The 13,144-nt window shown below is 24.3% G+C and carries 16 protein-coding genes and 1 pseudogene; 9 read left to right on the forward strand and 8 right to left on the reverse strand.

What is annotated here, in order from left to right; all coding sequences use genetic code 4:
* Window positions 1-14 precede the first annotated feature (14 nt).
* The 7 genes and pseudogenes from rplV to rpsJ form a co-directional block, all read right to left on the reverse strand.
* On the reverse strand, window positions 15-347 hold the full coding sequence (gene rplV, locus AACL24_RS14280) for a 50S ribosomal protein L22 (protein ID WP_339047547.1): 333 nt from the start codon (window positions 345-347) through the stop codon (window positions 15-17).
* Between the two features lie 12 nt (window positions 348-359).
* Entirely contained in the window at window positions 360-632 is a 273-nt protein-coding gene (gene rpsS, locus AACL24_RS14285) for a 30S ribosomal protein S19 (RefSeq protein ID WP_174480930.1), read from the reverse strand.
* Between the two features lie 14 nt (window positions 633-646).
* Window positions 647-1,510, reverse strand: a complete 864-nt coding sequence (gene rplB, locus AACL24_RS14290) for a 50S ribosomal protein L2 (protein ID WP_252319248.1) — start codon at window positions 1,508-1,510, stop codon at window positions 647-649.
* 24 nt (window positions 1,511-1,534) lie between these two features.
* Window positions 1,535-1,828: a 50S ribosomal protein L23 gene (gene rplW / locus AACL24_RS14295; RefSeq protein ID WP_339047549.1), complete on the reverse strand. Its 294-nt coding sequence runs from the start codon at window positions 1,826-1,828 to the stop codon at window positions 1,535-1,537.
* 1 nt (window position 1,829) lies between these two features.
* Window positions 1,830-2,459 carry a 50S ribosomal protein L4 gene (gene rplD / locus AACL24_RS14300; RefSeq protein WP_281748516.1) on the reverse strand — a complete coding sequence of 210 codons (630 nt, stop codon included), beginning with the start codon at window positions 2,457-2,459 and terminating at the stop codon, window positions 1,830-1,832.
* A gap of 23 nt (window positions 2,460-2,482) precedes the next feature.
* Complete coding sequence (gene rplC, locus AACL24_RS14305) at window positions 2,483-3,175, reverse strand: 50S ribosomal protein L3 (protein WP_339047553.1); 693 nt, start codon at window positions 3,173-3,175, stop codon at window positions 2,483-2,485.
* A gap of 115 nt (window positions 3,176-3,290) precedes the next feature.
* Window positions 3,291-3,593: pseudogene (rpsJ, locus tag AACL24_RS14310) on the reverse strand (30S ribosomal protein S10); the annotation flags it as partial.
* Window positions 3,594-3,972: 379 nt separating this feature from the next.
* Here rpsJ and AACL24_RS14315 point away from each other — a divergent pair.
* Window positions 3,973-4,802 (forward strand): IS5 family transposase gene (locus tag AACL24_RS14315; protein ID WP_339047555.1). Its coding sequence is split into 2 segments (ribosomal slippage): window positions 3,973-4,369 and window positions 4,369-4,802, totalling 831 coding nucleotides; the frame shifts between segments, so codons are not numbered across the junction.
* Window positions 4,803-4,954: 152 nt separating this feature from the next.
* Here AACL24_RS14315 and AACL24_RS14320 read toward each other — a convergent pair.
* Entirely contained in the window at window positions 4,955-5,398 is a 444-nt protein-coding gene (locus AACL24_RS14320; protein ID WP_339047557.1) for a RepB family plasmid replication initiator protein, read from the reverse strand.
* A 601-nt stretch (window positions 5,399-5,999) separates the two neighbouring features.
* Between AACL24_RS14320 and AACL24_RS14325 the strand changes: the two genes are divergently transcribed.
* From AACL24_RS14325 to AACL24_RS14360, 8 genes are all read left to right on the forward strand, one after another.
* Window positions 6,000-6,617, forward strand: a complete 618-nt coding sequence (locus AACL24_RS14325) for an NUDIX hydrolase (RefSeq protein ID WP_339047559.1) — start codon at window positions 6,000-6,002, stop codon at window positions 6,615-6,617.
* 13 nt (window positions 6,618-6,630) lie between these two features.
* The gene (locus tag AACL24_RS14330; RefSeq protein WP_339047561.1) at window positions 6,631-6,942 is read left to right on the forward strand and encodes a hypothetical protein; all 312 of its coding nucleotides are present in this window, start codon (window positions 6,631-6,633) and stop codon (window positions 6,940-6,942) included.
* 324 nt (window positions 6,943-7,266) lie between these two features.
* Window positions 7,267-7,437, forward strand: coding sequence for a hypothetical protein (locus AACL24_RS14335; protein ID WP_339047563.1), 171 nt, complete (start codon window positions 7,267-7,269; stop codon window positions 7,435-7,437).
* 15 nt (window positions 7,438-7,452) lie between these two features.
* The gene (locus AACL24_RS14340; protein ID WP_339047565.1) at window positions 7,453-10,068 is read left to right on the forward strand and encodes a hypothetical protein; all 2,616 of its coding nucleotides are present in this window, start codon (window positions 7,453-7,455) and stop codon (window positions 10,066-10,068) included.
* Between the two features lie 275 nt (window positions 10,069-10,343).
* Window positions 10,344-11,470 (forward strand): IS3 family transposase gene (locus tag AACL24_RS14345; RefSeq protein WP_339049462.1). Its coding sequence is split into 2 segments (ribosomal slippage): window positions 10,344-10,620 and window positions 10,620-11,470, totalling 1,128 coding nucleotides; the frame shifts between segments, so codons are not numbered across the junction.
* Between the two features lie 12 nt (window positions 11,471-11,482).
* On the forward strand, window positions 11,483-11,953 hold the full coding sequence (locus tag AACL24_RS14350) for a hypothetical protein (protein ID WP_339047567.1): 471 nt from the start codon (window positions 11,483-11,485) through the stop codon (window positions 11,951-11,953).
* Between the two features lie 40 nt (window positions 11,954-11,993).
* Complete coding sequence (locus tag AACL24_RS14355; protein WP_339045912.1) at window positions 11,994-12,416, forward strand: transposase family protein; 423 nt, start codon at window positions 11,994-11,996, stop codon at window positions 12,414-12,416.
* A gap of 23 nt (window positions 12,417-12,439) precedes the next feature.
* On the forward strand, window positions 12,440-12,847 hold the full coding sequence (locus tag AACL24_RS14360; protein ID WP_339045908.1) for a transposase family protein: 408 nt from the start codon (window positions 12,440-12,442) through the stop codon (window positions 12,845-12,847).
* Window positions 12,848-13,144 lie beyond the last annotated feature (297 nt).

The raw sequence follows: 13,144 nt of genomic DNA on the forward strand, positions 1-13,144 counted from the left end.
TACTTATTTACCTCCTAATTATCGCTAACCACGATAGTGATTTTGCTTGTTCTTTTTAAGATTTGATATGCTCTACCATGAGCACGGGGCATAAATCTTTTCATAGTTGGACCTTCATTTACAAATATTTCCTTAATACGTAATTTGTTGGCTTCCATTCCATAGTTATTAGCAGCATTAGCAACTGCTGAATTAATTAATTTTATAATTGGCTGTGCTGCGCGTTTTTTTTCATGAGCTAGAATTACTAGAGCTTTGGCAACAGCATTATCACGAACTAAATTCGCTACTAAACGCACTTTTCTTGGACTAATGCGTAATTTATCTAAATGAGCTTTTGCTTCCATAATTTCTATCTCCTAACGCTTTTTCTTGTCAGAACCGTGACCACCAAATTTACGTGTGGGTGCGAATTCTCCTAATTTATGACCAACCATATCTTCTGTTACATATACAGGTAAATGTGTTTTGCCATTATGTACACCGAATGTATGTCCAACAAATTGTGGGAAAATTGTTGAACGACGAGATCAAGTTTGAATAATTTTTTTTGATTTATTTTTATTTTGAGTTTCCACTTTGTTTAATAAATGACTATCAGCAAAGGGTCCTTTTTTTAAAGATCTTGACATATATTACTTTCCTCCTACTTTGTTGCATTTCTTCTTCGTACAATTAATTTATTTGATGCTTTTTTACTATCACGAGTTTTTAAACCTAATGCTTTTTTACCTCATGGTGTTACTGGAGCTTTTCTTCCGATTGGAGCTTTACCTTCTCCTCCACCATGTGGGTGATCATTTGGATTCATAACACTACCACGAACAGTAGGTCTAATTCCTTTTCAACGATTTCTTCCCGCTTTACCAATGTTTACTAAGTTATGATCATCATTTCCAACTGTACCAATTGTAGCTCGACAATTACTTAATACTTTTCTAACTTCACCTGATGTTAATTTTAATAATGTATACTTAGCTGTTTCATCACGACCAAGAATTTGAACACTACCACCAGCACTTCGTGCCATTTGTCCACCTTTACCTGGTTTTAATTCAACATTATGAACAACTGTTCCTTGTGGAATCTGTGATAATGGTAAACAGTTACCAACAGTAATATCAATTTTAACAGTATCACTGTTTTCACCACTTAATAACTTATCTCCTACTTTGATTCCTTTTGGTGCTAAGATATAACGCTTTTCACCATCAAGATAAGAAATAAGACAAATGTTAGCATTACGATTTGGATCGTATTCAATTGTTTTAACTGTTCCAACTACATTGTCTTTGTTACGTTTAAAATCAATAATACGGTATTTAACCTTATGACCATTACCTTGATGTCTTACTGTAATTTTACCTTGATTATTTCTACCAGCTTGTTTAACTAAATTTACTAATAAAGATTTTTCAGGGCTATTACCAATAGTTAAGTTCTGTTTGTAATCCAGAACGGTCATATTACGTCTTCCTGCAGTAGTGGGATTAATTTTTCTAATTGCCATTGTTTTTTTCTCCTTCCAATCTCATTAGCTTTGTTCTTCAGAACTAAACAAACTTAATTGTTCACCAGGAGCTAATTTAATAAGAGCTTTTTTTACTGCCGATGTTTTTCCAACAAATCTACCAACAGTTTTAGTTTTTGGTTTACTATTAATAATATTAACGTTTGCTACTTTAACTTCAAAAATCTGTTCAAAGGCTTTTTTAACGTGACTTTTATTAGCTTTACGGTTAACAGTAAATGTATAGATACCTTCAGCCATTTGTTTATAAGTTTTCTCAGTTAATACTGGTTTTACTATAACTTCACTTAAATGCATATTAAATTAAAGCCTCCTCAACGATTTTAATTGCCTCAGTAGTAAACAATACTTTTTTAGCATTTAATAAATCGTAAATATTAATACTATTAGCAGCGATTGTTGTTGTTCTAGGTAAATTACGACCTGATTTAATAACTGTTTCTTTATTGCTTATTCCTGAAACAATTAGTGTTTTATTGTTTGCTAATTCTAAAACTTTTAAAGTTTCTAACATAATTTTAGTTGAAGGTTTTTCAAAGTTTAATTCATCAATTACAACTATGTTTTTATTTTGGAATTTGGCAGCCAATGCTGATTTTATTGCCAATCTTCTTACTTTTTTTGGTAATCCAATTAAATAATTACGATCAGTATTTGGTCCAAAAACAATCCCCCCACCTTTTCATTGTGGTGAACGAATTGAGCCTTGACGCGCATTCCCTGTTCCTTTTTGTTTTCATGGTTTTCTACCACCGCCAGCAACTTCAGCACGACTTTTAACAGCGTGTGTTCCTTGACGTTTTGTAGCATTATAACTTAATAAACTATCAAACTGCGCTTGCTTGTGCGGTTCAATTCCTCAAATTTTTTCGTTTAAAGTTAATTCGCTAACTTTTGTTCCAGCGTTGTTAACAACATTAATTTTCATTTTGCTATCCTCCATAATTAACTTTATTGACCATCAGTAACTTCGGTTGTAGTATTTTGATTTCTAACAACTAATGATACTGGGGTTTTGAGAATTGGTTTTTTAACTGCTTGTTTAATAACAAGAAAGCCTTGTTTTGGTCCTGGAACTGAACCTTTTAGTAAAAGATAATTATTTTCTTTATCTACTTTAATAACTTCTAAGTTAGCAACACTACGTTTAACATTTCCCATTTGCCCTGGCATTGGTTGTGATTTAAACACACGGTTAGCATTAATAGAACCTGTTGAACCCATTTGACGATGTAAACCTGATCCATGACCCATTGGACCACGTGATTGATTATGACGTTTAATACGTCCTGTAAATCCTTTACCTTTAGAAGTTCCTTGGACATCAACGAATTCACCTGCTGTGAATACGTCAGCAACATTAATAAGATCTTTATGATTAAATCCGTTCATGTTACGAATTTCTTTCACGAAGCGCTTAGGTTGACTGTCGGCTTTTTTAAAGTGTCCGATTGTTGGTTTGTTTGATAAAGTAACGCGAAGATCGAACGTTGCAAGTTGTAAACTACTATATTTGTCTTCTACATTTGTTTTAACTTGACTTACTACATTTGGTTGTACTTCGATAATTGTTACTGGAACTAGTTGTCCGTTGTTTAAGAAAACTTGTGACATTCCTAGTTTCTTACCTAAGATTCCTTTCATAATTTCCTCCTTGGAATATGTTGTAAATAATTAATATTTATCGATTTTAATAATTTTTTTTATTAATCTTTTTTGATACTTGATTTAAAGTTGATTTTTTTTCATCTTTAGATTCGATTATCAAAGAGATACTAACACTATTAGGGATAGTAAGTCCACTTAGAGCATTTAAAGATTTTGGTGATAATTGAGCACCAATAATTCTTTTGTGAGTTCTCTTTTCAAATTGTTCACGTGAATCTTTATGTTTATGCGGTGAACGAAGAATAGTGAAAATTTCTTTATGAGTTGGTAATGGAATTGGACCTACCACTTCAGCACCTTCTTTTTTTAACACATCTTTAATTTTCTGTGCTATTTGGTCAATAGCTGAGTGATCATAACTTTCTAAACGAATTTTTACTTTGTCTCCTATGATTGCCATTGGCTATATCCTCCTTAGAACGATTTTTAATAAAATAAAGAACAAAACATGTGATATAATGACAACTAATATTAGTGTATCAGCATTTATAAACAAAAATCACGCCTTGTAAGTATAACATAGTGTAATGGTAAAAGGGAATAGCAAAATACAAAAAAAACAAAAAAAATAATGGGTTTTTTGTTCATAATCTTTTAACTATTAATTTAGTTGTAAAAAATAAAGATTTTTATTAAAAAAATAATAAAATACCGTTATTTTTTTATTATTTTCTTACTTTAAAAAAGTAAAAGGTAATAGACTTCTTGCAAAACCTATCTATTAAAAATTTAATTTTTAAAATAAAATTAAAAATAAAAAAGATAGGTAATCTATGATGTTTGATAAATTAAAAACTATTAACAATCCAGAATTATTAAGATTAACTGGTATAAATGATATTATTTTTAATAAAATTCTAGAAATTTTAAAGACAGAAGAAGTAAAAAAGTTTAAAAATGGTGGTACACCTAATAAATTATCATTAGAAAATCGTTTATTAATGACTTTAGAATATTGAAAAGAGTATCGAACTTATTTTCATATTGCTAAAAGTTATGGAATTAGTGAAAGTAGTTGCTATAGGAATATCAAGTGAATAGAAAATACTTTAATAAAACATCCTGATTTTCAACAACTTGATGGGCAAAAATCACTGTTAAATAATAATTTTAAAGATAAAACAGTTATCATTGATGTGACTGAAAGTACTATTCAACGCCCAAAAAAAGTCAAAAACAATATTATTCAGGAAAAAAGAAAAAACATACAATAAAAACTCAAGTCATAATTGAAAAAGATAGTAAAAAAATTATAAGTTCTTATTTTTCTTATGGTAAAAATCATGATTTTAAAATTTTAAAAAATTCAAAAACGAAATTTTTATCAGAAACAACTATTTTAGTAGATTTAGGATATCAAGGTATACAAAACATACATAAAAATGTCTTATTACCTAAACGAAAATCAAAGAAAAACCCTTTAACTAAAGAAGAAAAGAAAAATAATAAGGCTATTTCAAAAATGAGAGTTGTTATTGAACATGTTTTTGCGATTCTTAAAAAATTTAAAATTATTAGTGAAAAATATCGAAATAGAAGAAAAAAATTTGCATTAAGATTTAATTTAATAGCTTCAATTTATAATTTACAATTATTAATTTAAATATATTTGATAATTTAATATTTTATTTTTTTATTTGAAATAATAATTTTTGTTGTATTTTAATGACAAAAAATAAAACATATTTTGAACAATAATTTTTAAAAAATATTAAAAGTGTTATTAAAATAAATTTTTAAACTTAAAAAATGTGATTAATATCATAGTTTTGCAAGAAGTCTAATATAATGTTTTTTTATTAAATCTTGAACAACTTTAAATTCAAGTATTCCTTGATTTTTAAATCAAGTACCTCTTTCAAAAAGATTTATAAAACTATATTCTTCTTTATTTTCATCTTGTAATCAAAATTTTAAACTAGTAATATTATCAATTTCTTTCTCAATAATCGTCATTTCTTTTTTCTTATGAATAACTTTTTCATATAAATTTGTATTATTAATATTATGAAAAATGCAAAAATCACTTAAATTTACTTTAATAATTCCATTAAAATTAGTATTGAATTTAATTGAAGAAATAGCAAAATTAAATAATCTTTGAGTTAATAAACCTGATGTGTCATTTGTTATTGTTCTTACAATAACATTTGATTTTTTAATAAACTTGTTTTTTTCTTTGCCTAATTTTATTGCCATAATTTACCCCTTACATATAATTGATAATTCTAATCATTATAACATATTGATATAGGTATTTCTCGTAATTGATATAAGTATTTCTCGTATTATATAATAATTATTAATAACTACCAAAAAATTATAAATATTATTTTCAATTTTAATAATATTAACTATTAAAGTGTTCAAAAATCAAATAAAAAATTAATAAATAAGAAAATAAAAAATATTTAATTACGAGAAATACCTATATCAATATGTTGGTAATAAATTAAAAATTAGTATTTTTTATATTTAAATATTTTTATAAAATTGTTATTTATAATTCAAAAATCCAATAATTTATTGTACAATTATCTAGTTACTGGTGTGGCTTCGCGGTTGGCATCAGTAACGATTGTATTTAATTAAAGATTTGATTTGCAATCAAAAATTAAATATGGTAAAGTTAAATTATAAAAATTGAATACTAAAAATAGGTACAACCGCGAAAATATAAATGCCTATCTAATTTTTTCATATCTTTCTTTTAAACAAGAAATTTTAAAGATAAATGAGTTGTAACCTATGCTGGTTGCGATTTTTATTTTTAAAACTACTTTGAAAGGAAGATATTTTTATGAATAAAGAATATTTAAAAATTATTAAAGTTGAATTTATGCATGGTGTTGAAGAACCTTGATGTAACAACAAAGGTGTTGCAATATTACCCTATGTTTTAAAAGATAATGATTATTATTATTTACTAACTCAAGAATATAATCCATTATTTAAAAATAAACAAATAAGTCAGTACAGTACTATTACGGGTGGTTTAGAAAATAATAACCACTATCAAACAGTAATTAATGAAATGTTTGAAGAAACTGGCATTGATATCAGAAATAAAAAAGTAAAAATTCACTATTTAGGAAAACATTTTGCAAATAAGATAAGTACAAAATTATGATATTTTTATGGAATTGACTTAACAGATATGAATTTAGATTTAAATATCATTTATAAAGGTGCTGGGGACAATTCAGTTGGTGAAAAAGAAATTAGTGCGAGATTTGTTAATGAAAAGCAATTAAACAGATCAAATGATTCATTGAGTTTAGCTACACATAGCAAATTAACTTTAAAAAATCTTATTAGCTTTGATAACAACAGAAATCAAAAATTAGATATGATTTTACAAATTTTAAATGACCAAAAAAATAATAATAAATCTGATGAAAATAATTGAAAAGATTAGGAGTTGAAAAAATATGCAATTAACAAATAAAGAACAAAAACTTCTATCAACGTATCAAAAGTGATTAAAGGAAAATAAATTAAATGATAAGTGCAATGCTTATTTTATTTCTAAAACTTCGATGTTGGTATTTCAAGTATGATATTTAGAAAAATTGATAAGCGAAACAATTTGATTAAAAATTAATAATGAAAAATGACAATATTATATTAAAACTTTAGGTGAAAAATTTAATAAATCTTTTTCATTAGAAGAAATTTTAAAAATTGAAAAAGATTTTGTAGTAAAAAATTTTAAAGAAAAAGATATAACTAATCATGAATAATAAACACACTTATAAACAAGAAAACTATAAAAAAGGTTTAAGAGCGATATTTCCTATTTGCAAAATTTATGATAAGGAAATATTAGTCAAATCTTTAACTAAAGATAAAAAAAACAAAAAAATAAATAAAATAACAAATGATAGAAATTATGAAAGAAATTCTAATTTGTAAACAACATGTAACAATGTATACTAATATAGTGTTTGAACAATTAAAAGCGTTTAATTTAAGAATATGAATACAAAACCATTCATATTCTTAAACCTCGCTAAAAACAGCAAATATAAGCCAAATAAAGGCATATTAATTTAGGTGGTGGTTTTATGCAAAAAGTTGATGGTAAAGATATAGCGTGATTATTACGTTGTAAAGAGTGTTCTAAAACTTTGAAAATTAAAGATGTTAAAGAAACCATTACTGGTGATTTTAAAATGTGTGATCAGCATTTAGAAATGATAGAAAAAAAGTATAATAAAACTTGAAATGTTAATTAAAGGAGAATAAATAAAATGAAAAACTTATTAAGTGTCCTTGCAGTTTCTACTTTGGTAGGTACAAGTGCAAGTAATTTAAAACCAGTTTTTACAAATAATATTATAAATCATGGTTTTAAATCAAATCAATTAAATAAAAATATAAAAGTGCCTGATAATTTAAAAAAGTCAAGTGATTTTATTACAAAATCACTTGATAAAGATGACATACTTTCAATTGCTTTACAAAAGAAAAATCAAAATTATATATATGCAAGGAGTTGAAAAAGTGGTTTGTATAAGTCAACAAATGGTGGAGAAAGTTTTGATAAAGTAAAAGGTTTAGGACTTCATGAAAATGGTCTAAAAAGTAAAATAAGTTCAGTTACTGTTATTCCAAACGGAACAATCTATGTGACTGAACAATGATTTGGTTTGTATAAGTCAACAAATGGTGGAGAAAGTTTTGATAAAGTAAATTTTGATTATAGTTTTGTTACTTATGTTACAAATGATTTAAACGGAACAATTTATATTGGAACAAATAAGAGTTTATATAAATCAACATATGGAATAAATTTTAATCAAATAAATTTTTACGATTCTGTATGATCTATAGCAATACATCCTGATGGTACGATTTATGTAGGTAATGCTAGTGGTATATATAAAAGTACTAATGGTGGAGAAAGTTTTGATAAAGTAAAAGATGAAATTGGTGAAGTTAGAGGTTTGGCAATTTCTCTAAATGGAACAATTTATATTGGAACAAGTCAAGGTTTATGAAAAAGTATTGATGGAATTAAATTTATAAAAATAAATAATATTTTTAATAATGCTGATATTTTATCTATTACAATTTCTTCTGATGATCGTATTTATGTTGGAACAAGTCAAGGTTTATATAAAGTTGATTTACTTAATAGTTTATTTACAATAACTAAACCTGATTATTTTGGCTATTTATATAATGGCTTTGTTTATAAAAACGATCAAACAATTGAATTAAGTTCCAACTATTTGAAAACTGCCACACTAGATGGAATACTAATTGATGTTTCTTCAAAACAAAAAATTACTGTAGGAATAAAACATAATTTAATTTTAACTTTAAACAATAAAGACAATTGTAATCAATATCTTGACTTATTTGGTGGTGATCCCAATAGTGGACTAATAACATTTAATTTTTGAATTAAAAATGAAATTACTCAAGATGAATTTAATTACAGTACCATTAGTCATGATACAGACTTATTGACTGGTTTGGTATCGGATTTAGGTAATACTATTGGTAAACCAATTATTCAAACTAAACAAAAAGATGGTACTGGAGTAATCACTTTAAATACTAAAATTACTTCAAAAATGATTAATTTTGAAACTAGTTACTATGAACAAGGAACGGTTAATGAAACAACAAATGATTTTACAGCAAGCAGTTCTAAACAAGTTGTTTCTAAAAATTTATCAATTCAGACTGATGGTATATATCATTTACATTTAGTTGATATGATTGGCAATGAATATGATAGTTATTTAGAACTTGGTGAAAGTAATTGGAAATTACAAGGTAAATTTGATGATCAAGCTTTAAATGATAAAGCAAATAAATTAAATGTTACAGTTGATAGTCATTCTGCAAGTCAAGAGTTAAAACAGGAAGCTAATGCTTGATTAGATAACTATAAAAATTTAGCTGATAGCAGTTTTAACAGCACTGTTTTAAGTAAAGGTAAGGGATTCAATATAACAATATTAAGTGATTTAAAAGGTGATTATAAGTCATTTTTAGACCCTGTTATCTATATTGATAGTAAAACTTCATATGCTATAAATCAAATAAAATTAAATGATGAAATCAATAAAATTGCAGTACAAAAATTACAAGATGGTTTAACAAAAGTAAAATTAATTACTGAACATTTAAATGTTGATGCTAAAAATGTAGTGAATAAATCAACATTGGACAATTATACAAGTTGAATAAAAGGTTATGATATTTTCATAAATAATAATAAAGACCAATGAATAAATGAAATTGAAAAAATAGCTTCTCGTGGATTTGCAACAACCGAACAAGAAAATAAAATAAAAGCACAAATTAGTCAATTTTTAAATAATGATAATATTAAAAATTACTTAAAAAATATTGTTTGAGAAGACAATAAATTATTAAAATCTACAAGCAATGATTATCAACAATATATTGAATTAGATAAGTTACAACAAGATACTATTACCTGAGTAAATCAAAATTTACCAGATATAGATAAAGCATATCAACAAGCTATTAAAAATGCTGAAAGTGGTTTTGATTTACACGGATATACTATTTCAGAAATTTTAAATGGTAAATCAAAACCACAAACAAAAAGTGAAATTGATAATTTTGCAGATGGACAAAGTTATCATGATTGATTGCAAAGTCAAGCAAATATTAAATTTCATGGTTGACAATTAAAAATTGGTTTACCTATTGGTTTAATTTCATTAGTTGTTGCAGTTGTTGCTGGTATTTTAATTCGTAGACGTATAAACCCTAAATATAATCCCTTTACCAGAGGAAAAAAAGAACAGAAGAAAGATGATAAATTGACAAAGAATATAAAAAAAGCATCTATAAAAAAAGAAAGAAATAAAAATGAATAAAAAACAATTAGGATATTATATTGGACATTTTATTCATTTAAATCCTAAGTCAAGCAAATATCCAAATTTTAATAAATATAATTTGAGTTCTTTTTTAATTATTCAAAATCAATTTAAAAATAATAAACAATACATTATTGCTTCAAATTATGATGATATTTTTTATAATAAACATAAATTTTTAGAAGGAAAACGGTGAATAATATGGATGGGTTACAATTTATTGGACACTAATTACGTAGACAAGTAAACAAATTTGTTAAAAGAAAGGAACTATAATTATCGCCAATATTAACTCATATACCGATGAATTTAAAAAACAAATAGTAGCTTTATATCAAAGTGACAAATCAGTATCTTGCCTTGCTAAAGAATATAATGTTACAAGAGCAGCTACTTACAATTGAATTAAGCAATTTAGTAATTCAGGAAGTTTTAAAACTAAAGATAATCGTTCTTTTGAAGAAAATGAATTAATTAAATTAAGAAAAGAATTAAAGCAATTACGAATGGAAAATGATATTTTAAAGCAAGCAGCACTAATAATAGGCAGAAAATAGAAATTATTGTCAAAAATAAAGCTAAATATAAAATTCGCACAATGTGTCGTTTTTTAAAAATATCTAAATCAACATATTATTTTAATTTAAAGAAAAAAGAAAATAAAATCATAAATATTATTTATGATGAAGCTGTTATTAGTGCTTTTAAAGAAAATAAAGAAGTTTATGGTACTAGAAGATTAAAAAAAATTCTAGAAAACCAAGAAATTTATTTATCGCGCAGAAAAATTAAAAAAATTATGAATGAAAATAATTTAATATCAAAATATACTAAATTATCATTCAAAAATCATAATAACAAAGTTAACGATAGTCAAATAACTAATCTTGTTAATAGAAAATTTAAGAATAGGATTAAAAATGAAGTTATTGTTAGTGATTTAACTTATGTACAAGTTAATGGTAGGTGAAACTATATTTGCCTATTAATAGACCTATTTAACCGCGAAATTATCGGACATAGTGTTGGAGTTAAAAAAGATGCATCATTAGTACATCAAGCATTTATGCAATCAAATCGCTGTTTAAAAGATATTCAAATATTTCATAGTGATCGCGGTAATGAATTTAACAATAAAATTATTGATAAACTTTTACTAGCATTCAACATTAACCGTTCTTTAAGTAAAAAAGGTTGTCCTTATGATAATGCTGTTGCTGAAGCAACTTTTAAAACTTTTAAAACCGAATTTATTAATGATAAAAATTTTACATCATTAATCCAATTAAAATTAGAATTATTTGATTACATCAATTGATATAACAATATAAGAATTCACAGCACTTTAAACTACTTAACTCCAGTTAAATATCAACAACAAATGTTTACCCAAAAATAGTCCTAAAAAGTGTTGCCATTCCAAATAATTCTTTTGTCAAGTAAAAATATTTTTGAATATCATAAAAGAATTAGAGATGAATTTCCTTATTGTAAACAAAGAAAATTAACCAAAATATTACTAGATGATTTGTTTTTTTGAGTTGATAAAAATATAAAAAAAATTATTATTGATGTATCGGAAACAAATTTTGATATTGAATTAAGAAAAAAAATAAAAAAAATACGTCATTTTTTAGATGAAGAAGATTGAAGTAATTATTTTTTTAATTTACAAAAATTAATGCATGAACAAATAATGAATTTCCTTAATTGAAAATCTGAAAATTTGAATTGAAATAATTATAGTAAAGCTTTAAAAATAATATTAACAAACTATTTTGATAATGAAATAGTTGATAAGTATTTTCAAAAAATTGAAAAGACATATTCCGTAATTAAATTTTTTAAAAGTCAATTAATAATTTTAAAATTTATTTTATAATTTTGTTATTAACAATAAATTTAGAAAAGTGTTGATAAAAATGATTTTTGAAAATTTAAAAAAATTAAAAAATGAAGAATTTTATAGATATTTTGGTATAAAACGTTTTCATTTTAATGAAATGTTAGAAAAATTAATTGAAATAGAAAAATTAGAAAAAAATAAAGGTCGAAAAAATAAACTTTCAGTAGAAGAAAGATTAATGATGACTTTATTATACTGAAAAGAATATTATACTTTTTTTCAAATGAGTATTAAATCTAAAATGAGCCCATCAAGTTGTTTTCGAAATATTACTTGAGTAGAAAATAAACTTAGTAACCACAAAGATTACCAATTTTTAAAAGAAAGATATAAATTAAAAATTGATAAAAAACAAGAAAATTCAAATGAATTTCAATTTTATTTAATTGATTCAACTGAGATTGAAATTGAAAGACCAACTAAAAAAAACTACAGTTAGAATATTTTTCTGGTAAAAGTTGAATGTATTCTATAAAATTTCAAATTGTATATGATTTTTTTAATAAAAAAATTGTTGATATTTTTGCTGATAATGGTAAAGTGCATGATTTTCAAATATTAAAAAATTCAAATCTTGAATTTTCAGAAAAAACAATAATTATTGGTGATTTAGGATATCAAGGTATACAAAATATTTATAAAAATACAATAATACCAATTAAAAGAACTAAAAATAAAAAATTAACTAAACAAGAAAGAAAATACAATAAGATTGTATCTAAAATTAGAATTAAAGTTGAACATGTCTTTGCTTGATTGAAAAGATTCAAAATTTTAGTAAATAAATGTAGAAAATCTAAATTTAGACTTATGTACTTAAGATTTAACTTACTTTGTGAAATTTTTAATAAAATAAAACCATTAAAATAAAAAAAATATTAAAAATATTTTTTTAAAATTTAAATTTTTATCGAGTTAATATAAAAATATTATTAACAATTTTTTGTTTAAAATGTAAACTCATTTTTTAAACTATTTTTTCAAAAAATATTTATTTCTATATTCAATAACACTAAATAGTTTTAAAACAATTTTATTGACAATTAATTAAATTTAATTACGGAATATGTCCAAAGTATTAATTTATATAGTAATACTTTATGTAAAGCAATTATAGGCAAATCTGAAATTCATAAAAAATTATTTAGTCAATGAAATAATTTTTCT

This window comes from Spiroplasma endosymbiont of Colias croceus (genome assembly GCF_964020095.1).
GTDB lineage: Bacteria > Bacillota_I > Bacilli_A > Mycoplasmatales > VBWQ01 > Spiroplasma_E.